At 70.8% G+C, this 16,623-nt stretch carries 17 protein-coding genes and 2 pseudogenes; 13 read left to right on the top strand and 6 right to left on the bottom strand.

The window, feature by feature from the left end; translation table 11 throughout:
- Positions 1-55: 55 nt before the first annotated feature.
- From QA861_RS26935 to QA861_RS26920, 4 genes are all read left to right on the top strand, one after another.
- Complete coding sequence (locus QA861_RS26935) at positions 56-469, top strand: TlpA family protein disulfide reductase (protein WP_334591161.1); 414 nt, start codon at positions 56-58, stop codon at positions 467-469.
- Between the two features lie 232 nt (positions 470-701).
- The gene (locus QA861_RS26930; protein ID WP_334591160.1) at positions 702-1,220 is read left to right on the top strand and encodes a flavin reductase family protein; all 519 of its coding nucleotides are present in this window, start codon (positions 702-704) and stop codon (positions 1,218-1,220) included.
- 246 nt (positions 1,221-1,466) lie between these two features.
- The gene (locus tag QA861_RS26925) at positions 1,467-2,252 is read left to right on the top strand and encodes an electron transfer flavoprotein subunit beta/FixA family protein (RefSeq protein ID WP_334591159.1); all 786 of its coding nucleotides are present in this window, start codon (positions 1,467-1,469) and stop codon (positions 2,250-2,252) included.
- A gap of 96 nt (positions 2,253-2,348) precedes the next feature.
- On the top strand, positions 2,349-3,311 hold the full coding sequence (locus QA861_RS26920) for an electron transfer flavoprotein subunit alpha/FixB family protein (RefSeq protein WP_334591158.1): 963 nt from the start codon (positions 2,349-2,351) through the stop codon (positions 3,309-3,311).
- A 68-nt stretch (positions 3,312-3,379) separates the two neighbouring features.
- On the opposite strand, the gene QA861_RS26915 is transcribed toward QA861_RS26920, so the two are convergent.
- Positions 3,380-4,285 carry an endonuclease/exonuclease/phosphatase family protein gene (locus QA861_RS26915; RefSeq protein ID WP_334591157.1) on the bottom strand — a complete coding sequence of 302 codons (906 nt, stop codon included), beginning with the start codon at positions 4,283-4,285 and terminating at the stop codon, positions 3,380-3,382.
- A gap of 191 nt (positions 4,286-4,476) precedes the next feature.
- On the opposite strand from QA861_RS26915, the gene QA861_RS26910 reads away from it, so the two are divergent.
- Positions 4,477-5,784: a DUF6986 family protein gene (locus QA861_RS26910; RefSeq protein WP_334591156.1), complete on the top strand. Its 1,308-nt coding sequence runs from the start codon at positions 4,477-4,479 to the stop codon at positions 5,782-5,784.
- 54 nt (positions 5,785-5,838) lie between these two features.
- Positions 5,839-6,129 (top strand): annotated as a pseudogene (locus QA861_RS26905) (serine/threonine-protein kinase); the annotation flags it as partial.
- 38 nt (positions 6,130-6,167) lie between these two features.
- On the opposite strand, the gene QA861_RS26900 reads toward QA861_RS26905, so the two are convergent.
- Positions 6,168-7,232 carry a LacI family DNA-binding transcriptional regulator gene (locus QA861_RS26900; protein WP_334594856.1) on the bottom strand — a complete coding sequence of 355 codons (1,065 nt, stop codon included), beginning with the start codon at positions 7,230-7,232 and terminating at the stop codon, positions 6,168-6,170.
- 220 nt (positions 7,233-7,452) lie between these two features.
- On the opposite strand from QA861_RS26900, the gene QA861_RS26895 reads away from it, so the two are divergent.
- From QA861_RS26895 to QA861_RS26885, 3 genes are all read left to right on the top strand, one after another.
- The gene (locus tag QA861_RS26895; protein ID WP_334591155.1) at positions 7,453-8,409 is read left to right on the top strand and encodes an ROK family protein; all 957 of its coding nucleotides are present in this window, start codon (positions 7,453-7,455) and stop codon (positions 8,407-8,409) included.
- Between the two features lie 114 nt (positions 8,410-8,523).
- Positions 8,524-8,727 carry a hypothetical protein gene (locus QA861_RS26890; protein ID WP_006381451.1) on the top strand — a complete coding sequence of 68 codons (204 nt, stop codon included), beginning with the start codon at positions 8,524-8,526 and terminating at the stop codon, positions 8,725-8,727.
- Between the two features lie 142 nt (positions 8,728-8,869).
- Positions 8,870-9,928 (top strand): NUDIX hydrolase, encoded by a 1,059-nt coding sequence (locus tag QA861_RS26885; RefSeq protein WP_334591154.1) that lies wholly within the window; start codon positions 8,870-8,872, stop codon positions 9,926-9,928.
- A gap of 20 nt (positions 9,929-9,948) precedes the next feature.
- Here the strand turns inward: QA861_RS26885 and QA861_RS26880 are convergent, their stop codons facing one another.
- A complete protein-coding gene (locus QA861_RS26880; RefSeq protein ID WP_334591152.1) occupies positions 9,949-11,304 on the bottom strand; it encodes a dipeptidase in 1,356 nt (451 codons plus the stop codon).
- A gap of 135 nt (positions 11,305-11,439) precedes the next feature.
- Between QA861_RS26880 and QA861_RS26875 the strand changes: the two genes are divergently transcribed.
- Complete coding sequence (locus QA861_RS26875; protein WP_334594855.1) at positions 11,440-12,648, top strand: geranylgeranyl reductase family protein; 1,209 nt, start codon at positions 11,440-11,442, stop codon at positions 12,646-12,648.
- Positions 12,649-12,686: 38 nt separating this feature from the next.
- On the opposite strand, the gene QA861_RS26870 is transcribed toward QA861_RS26875, so the two are convergent.
- Positions 12,687-13,142: a nitroreductase family deazaflavin-dependent oxidoreductase gene (locus tag QA861_RS26870; RefSeq protein ID WP_334591151.1), complete on the bottom strand. Its 456-nt coding sequence runs from the start codon at positions 13,140-13,142 to the stop codon at positions 12,687-12,689.
- Positions 13,143-13,317: 175 nt separating this feature from the next.
- Here QA861_RS26870 and QA861_RS26865 point away from each other — a divergent pair, with 175 nt between their 5' ends.
- The 3 genes from QA861_RS26865 to QA861_RS26855 all read left to right on the top strand — a co-directional run bounded on the left by QA861_RS26865 (position 13,318) and on the right by QA861_RS26855 (position 15,993).
- Complete coding sequence (locus QA861_RS26865; RefSeq protein ID WP_334591150.1) at positions 13,318-14,025, top strand: TetR/AcrR family transcriptional regulator; 708 nt, start codon at positions 13,318-13,320, stop codon at positions 14,023-14,025.
- Positions 14,026-14,104: 79 nt separating this feature from the next.
- Positions 14,105-15,331: a sensor histidine kinase gene (locus tag QA861_RS26860; RefSeq protein ID WP_334591149.1), complete on the top strand. Its 1,227-nt coding sequence runs from the start codon at positions 14,105-14,107 to the stop codon at positions 15,329-15,331.
- Positions 15,328-15,993, top strand: coding sequence for a response regulator (locus QA861_RS26855; protein WP_334591148.1), 666 nt, complete (start codon positions 15,328-15,330; stop codon positions 15,991-15,993). Before QA861_RS26860 ends, QA861_RS26855 begins: the two co-directional genes overlap by 4 nt.
- Here QA861_RS26855 and QA861_RS26850 read toward each other — a convergent pair.
- Both QA861_RS26850 and QA861_RS26845 read right to left on the bottom strand, forming a co-directional pair.
- On the bottom strand, positions 15,954-16,277 hold the full coding sequence (locus QA861_RS26850; protein WP_334591147.1) for a DUF6332 family protein: 324 nt from the start codon (positions 16,275-16,277) through the stop codon (positions 15,954-15,956). The two genes, QA861_RS26855 and QA861_RS26850, sit on opposite strands and share 40 nt — an antisense overlap.
- Before the next feature lie 31 nt (positions 16,278-16,308).
- Positions 16,309-16,531, bottom strand: a pseudogene (locus QA861_RS26845) (MFS transporter); the annotation flags it as partial.
- Positions 16,532-16,623: the final 92 nt, after the last annotated feature.

Raw genomic sequence — 16,623 nt, 5'->3', positions numbered from 1 at the left:
GAAACGATTCGAGCAGTCGGGAATCTTTGCAGTCTGATGAACGCTGCAGCCGGGGATGACCGGAATCGTGATGTGCGTGGCGGTGCTCGCGGCGTCGAGCGCGTTCGGAGTGCTGCATCGGCGGCGGAGCGGGAGAGTACGCGTGCGCGTGCGAGACGACGGAAAACGGCTCGGCGCCGCCGAGTTGGGCGAGAGCCTCGGCGAGCGGGCGACGCTCGTCCAGTTCTCCAGCGCGTTCTGCGCGCCCTGCCGGGCCACCCGCCGCGTCCTCGGTGAGGTGGCCGGCCTCGTCCCCGGCGTCACCCACGTCGAGATCGACGCCGAGGAGCACCTGGACCTCGTACGGAAGCTCGACATTCTCAAGACGCCCACCGTGCTGGTGCTCGACGCCGACGGGCGGATCGTGCGGCGGGCGACCGGGCAGCCGCGCAAGGAAGCGGTCATCGCCGCGCTGGGGGAGGCCGTTTGAGGTCTTCCGGCTATCCGTTACCGCCGCTGATGGTGTGTTCGGTGACGCATCTCCCAGATGCCCGGAGCCACTTGACTGCGCCCGCCATCTATCGTCAACCTGACCCTATGCCTCCGGAACTCCTTCTCCACGCGCGGGTCCACGTGGACCTCGTGCGCACCGCGAGCGCGCGCTGTCCGGGCCGTTGAGCAACCACCGCCCAGCTCGCCGACTCCCGCAGAAGGACAGGTCCATGACGGCCACGCCCGCCCTCGGTACCGCTCAGTCCGTCGTTCCCGCCTCTCCCGATCTGCTGCGCTCCGTCTTCCGGCAGCACGCGGCGGGTGTCGCCGTGATCACCGCCCGAGGGGACGCCGGTCCCGTCGGTTTCACCGCCACCTCCCTCGCCTCCGTCTCCGCGGAGCCCCCGCTGGTCTCGTTCGGCATCAGCACCGGCGCCTCCAGCTGGCCCGCGATATCCGGGGCAGACCATGTGGGTGTCCACATACTCGGCGAGCACCAGCACGAGCTGGCCGCGACCTTCGCCCGCAGCGGCGCCGACCGGTTCGGCGCGCCCACCGCCTGGCGCGAGGGTCCCGAGGGGGTGCCCGTCCTCGACGGCGTCCTGGCCTGGCTGGTGTGCCGCCCGGTCGCGCGGGTGCCGGCCGGGGACCACCGGATCGTGCTGGCCGAGGTCGTGCTGGGAGATCCCGCGGGTCCTGGACGGCCGCTGCTGTACCACCAGGGCCGTTTCAACGGGCTCCGTGACTGACCGACGGTGACCGGTCGATCGGTACGATGTGATGTTGGCGACTCTGCGCCCCGACCGGGTTCCGGTTACGCTGCGTTGCGAAGGTCACACGTCAAAGCGCTTGCTCAGTGGGCGTCGAGTGGGTGTACTGGCGAGTAATATTTCGTTCGGAGCGCGGGTCGCCCCCATCGGGATCTGCCGCTTTGAGGCGCCTATGCTGCCTGCAGGAAGGCAGCCCGGAACAGACGATGCAGTAGGAGAGCCGGCGTGAGCTTGAGGATCGTTGTCACTGTGAAGTACGTGCCCGACGCCACTGGCGACCGGCACTTCGCCGATGACCTGACCGTCGACCGTGACGACGTGGACGGTCTGCTCTCGGAGCTCGACGAGTACGCGGTCGAGCAGGCGCTGCAGATCGCCGACGAGGCCGACGACGCGGAGATCACGATCCTGACCGTCGGCCCCGAGGACGCCAAGGACGCGCTCCGCAAGGCCCTGTCGATGGGCGCCGACAAGGCGATCCACGTCGAGGACGACGACCTGCACGGCACCGACGCCATCGGCACCTCCCTGGTCCTCGCCAAGGCGATCGAGAAGGCCGGCTACGACCTGGTCATCTCCGGCATGGCCTCCACCGACGGCACCATGGGTGTCGTACCGGCGCTGCTGGCCGAGCGGCTGGGCGTCCCGCAGGTCACGCTGCTCTCCGAGGTCTCCGTCGCGGACGGTGTCGTCAAGGGCCGCCGCGACGGCGACTCCGCGTCCGAGCAGCTGGAGGCGTCCCTCCCGGCCGTCGTGTCGGTCACCGACCAGTCGGGCGAGGCGCGTTACCCGTCCTTCAAGGGCATCATGGCCGCCAAGAAGAAGCCGGTTCAGTCCTGGGACCTGTCCGACCTCGACCTGGAGGCCGGGGACGTCGGTCTGGAGGGCGCGTACTCCGTGGTCGACTCCGCGACCCAGCGCCCGGCGCGCACGGCCGGCACGATCGTCAAGGACGAGGGCGAGGGCGGCAAGCAGCTCGCCGAGTTCCTCGCGGGCCAGAAGTTCATCTAGGCCCCGTTCGAGGCTCACTGCTCCGACTTTCGAGTCCATTGAGCCCCGACTCGCCGACCGCCCCTCATCTTCCGCAAGCAGGAGAGTAGAAGTCCCATGGCTGAAGTTCTCGTCTACGTCGATCACGTGGACGGCGCCGTCCGCAAGCCCACCCTGGAGCTGCTGACGCTCGCCCGCCGCATCGGTTCGCCGGTCGCCGTGGCGCTCGGCGCCGGCGCTGCCGCCACCGCCGGAGCGCTCGCCGAGCACGGCGCAGTCAAGGTCCTCACCCACGAGGCCGCCGAGTACGCCGACTACCTGGTCGTCCCGAAGGTCGACGCCCTCCAGGCCGCCTACGACGCCGTGTCCCCGGCCGCCGTGCTGGTCCCCTCCTCCGCCGAGGGCAAGGAGATCGCCGCCCGCCTGGCGCTGCGCATCGGCTCCGGCATCATCACCGACGCCGTCGACCTGGAGGCCGGCGACGAGGGCCCGGTGGCCACGCAGTCCGCGTTCGCCGCGTCCTTCACCACCAAGACCCGGGTCGCCAAGGGCACCCCGGTCATCACGGTCAAGCCGAACTCGGCCCCCGTGGAGGCCGCCCCGGCCGCCGGCGCCGTCGAGGCCCTCGACGTCACCTTCTCCGCGCAGGCCACGGGCACCAAGGTCACCGCGCGCACCCCGCGCGAGTCGACCGGCCGCCCGGAGCTGACCGAGGCCGCGATCGTCGTCTCCGGCGGCCGTGGCGTCAACGGCTCGGAGAACTTCGCCATCATCGAGTCCCTCGCCGACTCCCTCGGTGCCGCGGTCGGCGCCTCGCGTGCCGCGGTGGACGCGGGCTGGTACCCGCACACCAACCAGGTGGGCCAGACCGGCAAGTCCGTCTCGCCGCAGCTCTACATCGCCAACGGCATCTCCGGCGCCATCCAGCACCGCGCCGGTATGCAGACCTCGAAGACGATCGTGGCGGTCAACAAGGACGCCGAGGCCCCGATCTTCGACCTCGTCGACTACGGCGTCGTCGGCGACCTCTTCGACGTCGTCCCGCAGCTCACCGAGGAGATCAACACCCGCAAGGGCTGAACCTCCTGAGCCGTCGAGGCCCCCGCGACCGGTAGAACCTGAGCACGACCGGTCACGGGGGCCTCAGCTCATCCCAGGGTCAGTGAGGCCTGCACCGGCAGATGGTCGCTGGCGTACATCCCGTCCATGGAGAAGGTGTTGATCGCCGCCCGGTGGGTGGTCACCCCGGGTGAGGTCAGGATCCAGTCGATGCGCCGGCCGCCGGGTTTGGGTGCCCGGTAGGCGTTGAACGTCCCGTACTCCGGGCTGCGGGAGATCGCCGCGTCCCAGGTGTCCACGAGCCCGTTCCCCAGCATCAGGTCGTACACCCTGTTCTCGTGGGCGGGCGAGTTGAAATCACCGGTGACGATCACCGGCGTCGACGGGTCCCACTTGGCGATCGTCTCGCCGATGAGCCCCGCGGAGCGCTCCCGGGCGTACTGGCTGACGTTGTCCAGGTGGGTGTTGAGGACGTAGAACTCCCGTCCCCCGTCGGCGAGATCGGCGAATTTCACCCAGGTCACCATGCGCAGCCAGTCCGCGTTCCAGGTGTTGGAAGCGATGGTGTACGGGGTGTCGGACAGCCAGAAGTGGTCGAACTCCAGCGGTTCGAGTCTTCGGGTGTCGTAGAAAACCGCCATGAACTCGTCCTTGCTGCCACCGCCCCGGCCGGTGCCGATCCAGTCGTAGTGCCCGCCGAGATCCTTCTCGATCATGCGCACCTGCTGGTAGAGCCCCTCCTGGGTGCCGATGACATGCGGGCGCTCGCGACGCAACAGCTCCCGCATCACCGGGCGGCGCACGGACCAGCGCGGTGTCTTGTCGACCACGGTCGCGAAGCGCACGTTGAACGTCATGACGTTCAGGGCGCCCGCGTGCTCGCCGGCGACCGCGGGTATCGATGAGCCCGCCGTGGTCAGCAGTGGCATGGCGATGGCGGCGGCCGCCACGGACTTGAGTCCACGGCGACGCGTCACTCCGACCTCTCTCGGCACGCGATCCCCTCCCCTTCGAAGTCAGAATGGACCTTGCCCACTGAATACGGAAGAAGGCGCCGGATCGGCAGTGACCAGGGGGAAAGGATCGGTAATCCCGCATCGAGACAGTGTTGACCTGGATGAAGATCGACGGCTAGCTTCGTTATGCGGATTACTGATTCCGTAGTGCGGAAGACGGAGGGTTCAAAATGGTGCAGGGTCGGCAGGAAAACGTGACGACGAGCCTCGCGGGTGCCGTCAGCGAGGGGATCAGCGCCTCCCTCGCCCCGGTCGACGCGGAGCTGGAGCGCCGCTATCCCGGAGACCCCGGCACCCGCCAGCCCGTCCACACCGTGTACGTCCCCGGGGACGCGTTCGCCGCCGACACCATCCGTTCCTGGGGCGACCAGGCCCTCGCCGCCCTCGACGAACACGCCCCGGACGCCGCCTCCTTCGCCGCCGTCCTCGGTCTGTCCGACGACCTCGCCGAATCCGTCCACGACCGTGTCCGCGCCAAGCTGGAGCGCGAGCCGATCGAAGACCTGCGCGTCGACTTCGAGGACGGCTACGGCCCCCGCCCGGATGCCGAGGAGGACGAGACGGCGGCCCGCGCGGCCCGTCTGATCGCCGAGGCGTACGCGAAGGGCACGGCCGCCCCGTACATGGGCATCCGGATGAAGTGCATGGAGGCGCCGGTGCGCGACCGGGGCATCCGCACCCTCGACATCTTCCTGACCGGTCTGATGGAGTCCGGCGGTCTGCCCGAGGGGCTGGTCCTCACCCTGCCCAAGGTGACGTACGCCGAGCAGGTCAGCGCCATGGTCAGACTCCTGGAGGAGTTCGAGAAGGCGCGCGGTCTCACGCCCGGCCGGATCGGCTTCGAGATCCAGATCGAGACCAGCCAGTCCATCCTCGCCACCGACGGCACGGCCACGGTCGCCCGGATGATCCAGGCCGCCGAGGGTCGCGCCACCGGCCTGCACTACGGCACCTTCGACTACAGCGCCTGCCTCGGCGTCTCCGCCGCGCACCAGGCCAGCGACCACCCGGCCGCCGACCACGCCAAGGCGATCATGCAGGTCGCGGCGGCGGGCACCGGCGTACGTGTCTCGGACGGCTCCACCAACGTCCTGCCGGTCGGCCCGACCGAGCAGGTCCACGCGGCCTGGCGCCTGCACTACGGCCTCACCCGCCGCGCCCTGGCCCGCGCCTACTACCAGGGCTGGGACATGCATCCCCGGCACATCCCGACCCGGTACGCGGCCGTCTTCGCCTTCTACCGCGAGGGCTACGAACAGGCCGCCGCCCGACTCTCCCGCTACGCCAACCGCGCCGGCGGCGATGTCATGGACGAGCCCGCCACCGCCAAGGCCCTCAGCGGCTATCTGCTGCGCGGCCTGGACTGCGGCGCCCTCGACGGCACGGAGGTGACCCGGGCGACGGACGGCCTGACCCGGGCCGACCTGGACGGCTTCGCGCGCCCGAGACGAGCCGACCTCACCGCGTCGCCCAGGTAGGACCCCTGTCTCACAACCATGGGCACGAGGTTCCGCTGTCACACCGGCCCCGTAGTCTGTACGGCACGTACGGGTGGGTCACAGGAACGGGGCAACAACTGCTCGGTCCGGCGCACCGCCAAGTCGTACACCGCGTCCGGCACCGTGGTCGGCGTCCTCAACTCGGGTCCCAACTACTTCTAATGCCAGCAGAATCTGGGCCGGCGCGAGACATACGGCCAGTGGACGAACGTCGGGTGGGCGAAGACCGACGACGACAGCGGCAACGCCGGTGTCTACGTCAGCGTCGTCTACCTCAAGGGCGGCGACAACGACGCCCCGGTGCCCGGACTCCCGGTCTGCTGAGCCCTTGAGCCCCTTAAGGGCGACGGCGTAGGCCGGTCTCAGTCCGCCGGGGGCAGTTCCCCCGATCCCCGGGTGACGAGGCGGGTCGGGAGTTCGATGCGCTCCGGGGAGAGCAGCGTGCCGTCCAGCTGACGGAAGAGGCGTTCGGCGGCAGTACGGCCCAGCTGAGCCGCGTCCTGGGCGACCACGGTCACGCCCGGCTGGAGCAGGTCGGCGAGTTCGAAGTCGTCGAAACCCACGAGAGCGACGGGGCGGCGCTGCTCGGTGAGAACCCGGACGACGGTGACCGTCACCCGGTTGTTGCCCGCGAAGACCGCCGTCACCGGGGACGGCGCGGAGAGCATCTCCTCGGCCGCGCGGCGCACCCGCTCCGGGTCGGTGACGCCGAGCGACATCCACGCGTCCTCGACCGGTATCCCCGCGTCCTCCATCGCGGCGCGGTAGCCGCGAAGCCGCTCGGCGGAGGTGTGGATGCGGGGCATGTCGCCGATGAAGCCGATCCTGCGGTGACCGTGCGCGATCAGGTGGGCCACGCCGTCACGGGCGCCACCGAAACTGTCCGACAGGACGACGTCGGCGTCGATCTTCCCGGCCGGCCGGTCCACGAACACCGTGGCGACGCCCGCCTTCAGCTCCGGCTCCAGATAACGGTGGTCGTCACCGGCCGGAATGATCACCAGCCCGTCCACGCGCCGTGCGCACAGAGCCAGTACCAACTCCTGCTCCCGGTCCGGGTCCTCGGCGCTCGACCCGTTGATCAGCAGGGCGCCGTGCGCTCGGGCGAGCTCCTCGACGGCCCGGCTCAGGGGGCCGTAGAAGGGGTCGGCGAGGTCCTCCAGGACGAGGCCGATGCTCGCCGTACTGCCTTTGCGGAGCACTCGCGCGCTGTCGTTGCGGCGGAACCCCAGGGCGTCGATGGCCTCCTGTACGCGGCGCTCGGTCTCCGGGGTGACACCCGGTTCGGCGTTGACGACACGCGAGACCGTCTTCAGCCCGACCCCGGCACGGGCGGCCACGTCCTTCATGGTCGGTCGGTTGCCGTAGCGGTTCTCCGGGCGGCGGGCGGTGTCGGCCACGATGCGCTGTCCTGTCCTGTCGTCCACGAGATGTCGGCGGTCCACGGTGATCCACCGCGATACTCCGGACCATGTTGCGTCCGGGGGATGCGTCGTCCCAGGTTGTGTATGAGGATATGGCGTCGAGCATAGGGCCTGGACAACGTTGTCAGGTGCAGGGGACACTGTGCACACCAACTCCGGCCTGCGCCCCCACCATCAGACCGGTCTGCCCCTTTGCCATGGTTGACAGGGAGATCTGACACTGATGCACACCGACCTCGTGGCCGCGCTCGACATCGGCGGCACCAAGATCGCCGGAGCGCTGGTGGACGGCCACGGCCGGATCCAGCTGCGCGCCCAGCGCCCGACGCCCGCCCGGGAGGACGGGGAGACGGTCATGCGGGCCGTCGAGGAGGTGCTCGCCGAGCTGACCGGCTCGCCGTCGTGGGTAGGTGTGACCGCCGTCGGTATCGGCAGCGCGGGGCCGGTGGACGCCTCGGCGGGCACGGTGAGCCCGGTCAACGTGCCCGGCTGGCGCGGCTATCCGCTGGTCGCACGTGTCCGGGCCGTGACCGGAGGCCTGCCCGTCGAACTGATCGGCGACGGCGTGGCGATCACGGCGGCCGAGCACTGGCAGGGCGCCGCGCGCGGCCACGACAACGCGCTGTGCATGGTCGTCTCGACCGGTGTCGGCGGTGGCCTGGTCCTCAACGGCCGGCTGCACCCCGGACCCACCGGCAACGCCGGCCACATCGGGCACATCAGCGTCGAACTCGACGGTGAACCCTGTGCCTGCGGTTCCCGTGGCTGTGTGGAGCGCGTCGCCAGCGGTCCCAACATCGCTCGCCGCGCCCGGGCGAACGGCTGGCAGCCGGGCCCCGACGGCGACATCTCGGCCGCCGCGGTCGCCGAGGCGGCACGGGCCGGCGACCCGATCGCCCTTGCCTCCTTCGAGCGTGCCGCCCAGGCGCTCGCGGCCGGCATCGCCGCCACGGCGACTCTCGTGGAGATCGACGTCGCCGTGATCGGCGGTGGCGTGGGGAAGGCCGGCGACGTCCTGTTCGCGCCCTTGCGCGCGGCCCTGAAGACCTATGCCACGCTGTCGTTCGTCCAGCGTCTGGAGATCGTCCCGGCGCAGATGGGCACGGACGCCGGCCTGGTCGGCGCGGCGGCGGCGGCGCTGACTCGCAGGGCGGACGACACGGCTGAGGCGCGCGTCTGAGGGGCGGCTGACTCCGTGGATGGTGCGTCGTCAGGAGGACGGCGCGGGCACCGGGAATGTGACACGGTGCGCGAACGCCGTGACCCTCACGCCGGTTCGGCAGTTGAGCCGGGCATGAAGAAGCGCAGCATGCTCGCCATCGCCTCCCTCGCCACCGGGTTCGTCGTCGCGGCGATCACCCCTTCCCATGGCCTCGGGGCCGACGCCCTCGGTGACCTGAACGTGGACGACACGCTCAGCGCCCTCGACCACACCGTCGCGAGCGACAGCATGGCCGTGGACGAGAACGCGCTGGGAGGCGACAGCGCCAACGGCTGACGAGCCGGAAGTGGTCCAAGTGGCGCCGGTGGCCCGTGTGACGGGGCATCGGCGCCGCCGTGTATGCGCCCTCATCCGAATCTGGTTTCCGTGGCAGGGTGGAGCGGGCAAGCCTCAGGGGTCCAACAGAAGAGGGGGAAATGTGATCGTCGTCTGGGTCAACGGCGCGTTCGGTGCGGGGAAGACCACCACCGCACGGGAACTGAACGAACTGATCCCGAACAGCACGCTCTTCGACCCCGAGATCATCGGCGGGGCACTCGCGCATCTGCTGCCACCCAAGCGACTCGCGGAGGTCGGCGACTTCCAGGACCTGCCGATCTGGCGGCGGCTCGTGGTGGACACCGCGGCCGCCATGCTCGCCGAGCTCGGCGGCACCCTCGTGGTCCCCATGACGCTCCTCCGCCAGGAGTACCGCGACGAGATCTTCGGTGGCCTCGCCGCCCGCCGGATCACGGTCCGGCATGTGCTCCTCGCCCCGGCGGAAACGATACTGCGCGAGCGAATAGCCACCCGGGAGATCCCACCGGACCTCCCGGACGGAGAGATACGCGTACGGCAATGGTCGTACGACCAGATCGAGTCGTACCGGACGGCGCTCGCCTCCTGGCTCACCGCCGACGCCCATCCGGTCGACACCAGCGACCTCACCCCGTACGAGACGGCCGTACGAATCGCCGAGGCCGTCAGCACCGGGACCGCGCCCACGTGCGACATCGTGCAGACCCCGGAACCCACCGGCGAAACGGTGGCCTCCGGGGTCCTGCTGTTCGACGACGAGGATCGGGTCCTGCTCGTCGACCCCACCTACAAGGCGGGCTGGGAGTTTCCCGGCGGCGTCGTCGAGCGGGGTGAGGCGCCCGCGCGCGCGGGCATCCGCGAGGTCGCCGAGGAGACGGGCATCCACCTCACCGACGTGCCCCGGCTCCTCGTCATCGACTGGGAGCCGCCCGAGCCGCCCGGCTACGGCGGACTGCGCCTCCTCTTCGACGGCGGACGGCTCGACAGCGCCCGCGCCGGGCGGGTGCTGCTGCCCGGCCCCGAACTGCGTGACTGGCGCTTCGTCACCGAGGAGGAGGCCGCCGACCTGCTCCCGCCCGTCCGATACGAGCGCCTGCGCGGGGCGCTGCGGGCGCGCGAACGGGGCGCCGCGCTCTATCTGGAGGCGGGGGTGGCGGTGGGAGAGGCCGAGGCGGAGTAACGGGAGGGCCGCCCGGCGGCTCAGGACGCGGCGTAGTTCCGGAGGAACAGGGCCTCTGTCACCGACAGGCGCTCCAGTTCCTCCGGGGACACGCTCTCGTTCACCGCGTGGATCCGGGCCTCCGGCTCGCTCAGACCGATCAGCAGGATCTCGGCCCGCGGATAGAGCGACGCGAGCGTGTTGCACAGGGGGATCGAGCCGCCCTGGCCCGCGTACTGCATCTCCTGACCGGGGTACGCGACCGCCATGGCCTCGGCCATCGCCGTGTACGCCGGGCTGGAGGTGTCGGCGCGGAACGGCTGGCCCTGGCCGATCTGCTCCATGGACACCCGCGCGCCCCACGGCGTGTGCGCCGTCAGATGCGCCTGAAGGAGTGTGGTCGCCGCCGAGGCGTCCACGCCCGGCGGCACCCGCAGGCTGATCAGCGCGCGGGCGCTCGCCTGCACGGAGGGGGTGGCGCCGACCACCGGCGGGCAGTCGATGCCGAGGACCGTGACCGCCGGGCGCGCCCAGATCCGGTCGGCGACCGGGCCGGAGCCGAGCAGCTCCACCCCGTCGAGCACTTTGGCGTCCGTGCGGAACTGCGTCTCGTCGTACTGGAGTCCGTCCCACGGCGCCTCGTCCGTGAGCCCGTCGACCGTCGTCGAACCGTCCTTTGCCCGCAGTGAGTCGAGTACGCGGATCAGCGCGCCCAGCGCGTCGGGCGCAGCCCCGCCGAACTGGCCCGAGTGGAGGTTGCCCTCAAGGGTGTCGATCCTGACCCGCAGCATGGTCATGCCGCGCAGTGTCGAGGTGACCGTCGGCAGCCCGACCCGGAAGTTGCCCGTGTCGCCGATGACGATCGCGTCGGCGGTGAGCAGCTCCGGGTGTTGCTCGGCGTATCGCTCCAGCCCGCCGGTGGCCATCTCCTCCGAGCCCTCGGCGATCACCTTGACGTTGACCGGTACGCCGCCGTTCGCCATGAGGGCGCGCAGCGCGAGCAGGTGCATGATGAGGCCGCCCTTGCAGTCGGCGGCACCGCGTCCGTACCAGCGGCCGTCGCGCTCGGTCAGCTCGAAGGGCGGGGTCACCCAGCCGGCCTCGTCGAGCGGCGGCTGCACGTCGTAGTGGGCGTAGAGCAGGACGGTCTTCGCGCCCTCGGGGCCGGGCAGGAAGCCGTACACCGACTGCGTGCCGTCCGGGGTGTCGAGCAGGGCCACGTCCTGGAACCCGTCGGCTCGCAACGCGTCGGCGACCCAGTTCGCGGCGGCCTCGCTCTCGCTCCTCGGGAACTGCTCGAAGTCCGCCACCGACTTGAACGCCACCAGTTCGGTGAGCTCCGCCCGTGCCCTCGGCATGAGGGAGGCGACGGTCTCGGCGACCGGATTCGAGGACATGGGCACGCTCCTTGTGGGTGCGACGTTGTAGCCAGAGAAGTCCTGTGATCCTCCCACAGCGGACTGTGGCGACGCCCGCCGTAGGATGCGGAGGAACAGGTGCGGCAGGCGGATGACCAGGAGCAGCAGACCATCGTGAGCAGCGAGAACTCTTCGGCGGACGACGTGGCGCAGGTGTGGGACGTCGTTGTGGTGGGCGCGGGACCCGCGGGGGCCTCGGCCGCGTATGCGGCGGCGGTCGCGGGCCGCAGTGTGCTGTTGCTGGAGAAAGCGGAACTGCCGCGTTACAAGACGTGCGGCGGCGGGATCATCGGCCCTTCGCGCGACTCGTTGCCGCCCGGCTTCGAACTGCCCTTCAGGGACCGGGTGCACGCGGTCACCTTCTCCAACAACGGCCGCTTCACCCGCACCCGCCGTTCCAAGCAGATGCTGTTCGGGCTGATCAACCGGCCCGAGTTCGACCAGCAGCTCGTCGAGCACGCCCAGAAGGCGGGCGCCGAGCTGCGTACGGGCGTCACGGTGTCGCGGGTCGAGCAGCACGGCTCCGCGGTGCCGGACCGGCGGACGGTCGCCGTCGTCCTGCAGGGCGGCGAGACGGTGCTGGCCCGCGCGGTCGTCGGCGCGGACGGCAGTGCCAGCCGCATAGGGGCACACGTCGGGGTGAAACTCGACCAGGTGGATCTCGGCCTGGAGGCGGAGATCCCGGTGCCGCAGACCGTCGCCGAGGACTGGCAGGGGCGGGTGCTCATCGACTGGGGCCCGATGCCCGGCAGTTACGGCTGGGTGTTCCCCAAGGGCGACACCCTGACGGTGGGGGTGATCTCCGCGCGCGGTGAGGGCGCGGCCACCAAGCGGTATCTGGAGGACTTCATCGCCCGGCTGGGGCTGGCCGGCTTCGAACCGAGCATCTCCTCCGGCCACCTGACGCGCTGCCGCGCCGACGACTCGCCGCTTTCCCGGGGCCGGGTGCTGGTCTGCGGGGACGCGGCGGGCCTGCTGGAGCCGTGGACCCGCGAGGGCATCTCGTTCGCGCTGCGCTCGGGACGGCTGGCGGGGGAGTGGGCGGTACGCATCGCGGAGGCCAACGACGCCGTGGACACGCGCCGCCAGGCACTGAACTACGCGTTCGCGATCAAGGCGGGGCTCGGCGTCGAGATGGCCGTCGGCCGGAGCATGCTGAAGGCGTTCGAGCGGCGCCCCGGCCTCTTCCACGCCGTGCTGACCGGTTTCCGCCCCGCGTGGAACGCCTTCCGGGACATCACCCGGGGCTCCACCTCACTGGGCGAGCTGGTGCGCACCCACCCGATGGCGGGGCGCGCCCTGACCGTGCTCGACAAGCCCTGAGACCTCGCCCGGGTCTCGTCCGGGTGCAGAGGGGCCGTTCATGAGGTGACGGTGATCCGGAACACGGGGTGCTTGGGAGCGGCGGCGAGCAGCTCCTCGTCGGTCGAGTTGACGTCGACGTCGCCGAAGAAGCGCCCCACTTCCCAGCCCCACTTCTTCAGGTAGGTGCGCAGGACGACGGGCTTCTCGGCGTCCGGCAGCTCGACGGCGGTGAACTCCTGTACCCGGCGGCCGACCTTGAGGCGTCCGCCGCCGGCGGCGCGCATGTTCCGCACCCACTCGGAGTGGCCGCGCGCCGAGACGAGGTAGGGGCCGCCCTCGTACGGCAGTGGGTTGACGGGCACCCGGCGCCACTCTCCGCTCTTGCGGCCGAGCACGGAGAGTTCGGCGGTGCCCATGACACTCACGCCGTGGCGTGCGAGCCAGCCGATGAATCCGTTCGTGGCCCGGTCGAACGCCTTGGGCTTCATGTAGTGGGCTGACGACGACGGCATGGTGTCCTCCTGGAAATTTTGGTCAGGGGTGTGTGGATCCTGACTGCGAGAGCACTGCTCTCGCTTGAGAGCAGTCTGCCGGAGACCGGTGATCCAAAGCAAGAGCACTGCTCTCTTTTTAGTTCGCTGCTCTTGTTTGTGTGCACTGCTCCGAAAACATGGAACACTCGCACCCATGAGCACCGCAAAAGGAGCCCGCGCCCGTGCCCGGATCGAGGTCACCTCGGCGATCAAGGACGAGGCGCGCAGACAGCTCGCGGCCGATGGTGCCGCCAAACTCTCGCTGCGGGCCGTCGCCCGTGAACTCGGCATGGTCTCCTCCGCGCTCTACCGCTACTTCCCCAGCCGCGACGACCTGCTGACCGCTCTCATCATCGACGCCTACGACTCCATGGGCGAGGCTGCCGAGGCCGCCCACGCCGCCGTCGTGCACACCGGCCCGCTGCGGCGCTGGGTCGCGGTGTGCGAAGCGGTGCGTCGCTGGGCGCTGGGCAGTCCCCACGAGTACGCACTGATCTACGGCTCCCCGGTCCCCGGGTACAAGGCGCCCCCCACCACCGTGCCGGCCGCCTCGCGCGTCGGACTGCTGCTGATGGACATCGTGCGCGACGCCCACCGGGGTCGAGGCGTGGCACTTACCCCGATCCCCGCCGAACTGCGCCCCGAGGGCGAGCGGTTGGCCGCCGACATCGCCCCCGACCTGCCACCGGAGGTGGCGTTGGCGCTCGCCGCGGCCTGGGCGCAGGTGTACGGGCTGGTCGGGTTCGAGCTGTTCGGTCAGTTCAACCGGGTGGTGGAGGACCGGGAGAGGTTCTACCGGTACGCCGTCGGCCGGATCGCCCACGGGGTGGGGCTGGTGTTCCCCGAGAGGGAGGAAGAGTAGGGGTACTCCGCGGGGAGTACGGGTGATCACCTCGCCCGGCGGACGCCGTCGCGGGGCGGTGCCGTCTAGCGTGGCCGGCATGGACGAGCTGCGCGCACGTGGACGCGGGGGAGGGCCGCCCCGGTGGTGGGGGCACCGGGACGGGGAGGGCCCGACAGAGGCGGGCCGGGGCGTCGGCCGGTGGCCCTGGCGTTCCGTCGTCCTGCTGACCGCCTTCGTGCTCGTCGGCTCGAAGTTCGCCGCCGGCCGACAGGAAGGGGACCGCGCCCACCTGGACCTCTTCGCGTGTCTCCTGCTCGTCGCCGGTTCGGTACTGCTGCTGTGGCGGCAGCGGTATCCGGCGCTCGTCGTCTTCGGCACCGCCGCTGCCGCCATGGTGTACCTCGGCGCCGGATATCCGTACGGGCCGGTCTTCCTGACCGTGGCCCTGGGCTGCTTCAGCGCTGTCGTCGCCGGGCACCGCAGGGCCGCGTGGGCGGCCGTCGGGATGCTCTGGGCCGGACACGTACTGATCGCGCACTGGCTGTACCGGTGGCTGCCGCCGTCCGGTGACGAGGCCGCACCCTGGAATCAGGAGCTCGTGGTCGCCGCCTGGGTGGTGGCCATCGTGGCGGTCGCCGAGCTGGTCCGGGTGCGACGGGAGCAGTGGGACCGGGAACGCGCCGAGCGCGCCCAGGCCGCCCGGCGGCGCGCCGACGAGGAGCGGCTGCGGATCGCGCGCGAACTGCACGACGTACTCGCGCACAGCATCTCCGTCATCAACGTGCAGGCCGGGGTCGGTCTCGCGCTGCTCGACTCCGACCCCGAGCAGGCCCGTACCGCGCTCACCACCATCAAGGCGGCCAGCAAGGAGGCGCTCGGCGAGGTGCGCCAGGTGCTCGACACACTGCGTACGCCGGGGGACGCGCCGCGCGCTCCGGCGCCCGGGCTGAACCGGCTGTCCGAGCTGGTGGAGCAGGCTGCGGCGGCCGGGCTGACCGTCGAGGTGCTGGGCGCGGCCCCGAAGCTGCCGCCGGGTGCCGATCTCGCCGCCTTCCGGATCGTCCAGGAGGCCCTCACCAACGTCGTACGGCACTCCGGTTCGCGGCACGCGCGCGTGCGGATCGAGGCGGACGGCGCCCTGCGGCTCTGCGTCGACGACGACGGGCCGGCGACCGGCGCCGACGCGGGTGGCAGCGGGAACGGACTGGCCGGCATGCGGGAGCGGGCCGCCGCCCTCGGTGGCACGATCGAGGCGGGACCGCGCGCGGACGGCGGTTTCCGGGTGCTGGCGCTGCTGCCGCTCAAGGCGAAGGAGGACCGGTGATCCGTGTACTGCTCGCCGACGACCAGTCGTTGGTCCGTGCGGGGTTCAGGGCGCTGCTCGACGCGCAGCCCGACATCGAGGTGGCAGGGGAGGCCGCCGACGGAGAGGAAGCGCTGCGTGCTGTACGCGAACTGCGCCCCGATGTCGTCCTGATGGACATCCGCATGCCTGTGCTGGACGGGCTCGCCGCCACCCGCCGGATCACCGGCGACACCGCGCTGAACGGCGTCAGGGTGGTCATGCTGACCACCTTCGAACTCGACGAGTACGTCTTCGAGGCGATCCGCTGCGGTGCCTCCGGCTTTCTGGTGAAGGACACCGAGCCGGACGAACTCCTGCGCGCCGTACGGGCGGTGGTCGCCGGCGACGCGCTGCTCTCGCCGGGAGTCACGCGCCGCCTGATCGGCGAGTTCGCCGCCCGCTCGAAGGAACCGGCCGCCGCCGACGCCCTCACCGGGCTCACCGAACGGGAACGGGAGGTGATGGCCCTGGTCGGAATGGGCCTGTCCAATGCGGAGATCGCCCGCCGCCTGGTCGTCAGTCCGCTCACCGCGAAGACCCATGTGAGCCGCACGATGGTGAAGCTGGGCGCCCGCGACCGGGCCCAACTGGTGGTGCTGGCCTACGAGTCGGGGTTGGTACGGCCGGGCTGGCTCGGCTGAGGCCCGTCGGCGGCGCCGTTCTCGCGGGCGAAGCGGTTCAGTACGCTCACCACGCGCACGGTGAACAGGACGGCGCCCAGCGTCGCGCCCGAGGCGACGAGCGTGCCCTGCGTGGCATCGGACAGGTCGAAGACCCACGCCGGACCGGCCACCACCGCGAAGACGACGGCCGCCAGGAACACGGCGCTGCACAGGGCGTATCCGATCTCCACGGTGACCGCGTCCCGCCGCGCCTGGGAGTTCCTCGCGCGGCCCTGCCCCATGTGTCCCCCGTAGTTGTCCATTCCCTGAGTCAAACAGCTGGGTGCCCGGCCGGGCAAGCCACCCCGGCCGGGCTCGGACGCTGGACAGGCCCGGGCAGTTGATGAAGCGACTGGCGATCAGCAGGGGGCCCGAGTCGACGAGTCCGCCGAGCATTGAGGCGAGGGCGAAGACACCGAGCGCCACGAGGAACACCTGACGCGCGGCCCAGCAGGTCGGCGGTCCTCCCGCCGAGGAGCAGGAGTCCGCCGTATCCCAGGATGTAACCGCCGACGATGGGGAGTCCAGCGGCCGTCGGCCGCTGGGACGGTGAGCGGAGAGGTCACGCCGAAGCCATTACATGCACATGCATTGAATGTAGGTGCAATT

This window comes from Streptomyces sp. B21-083, assembly GCF_036898825.1.
Classification (GTDB): domain Bacteria; phylum Actinomycetota; class Actinomycetes; order Streptomycetales; family Streptomycetaceae; genus Streptomyces.
This window is presented reverse-complemented; position numbering and strand designations above follow the sequence as displayed.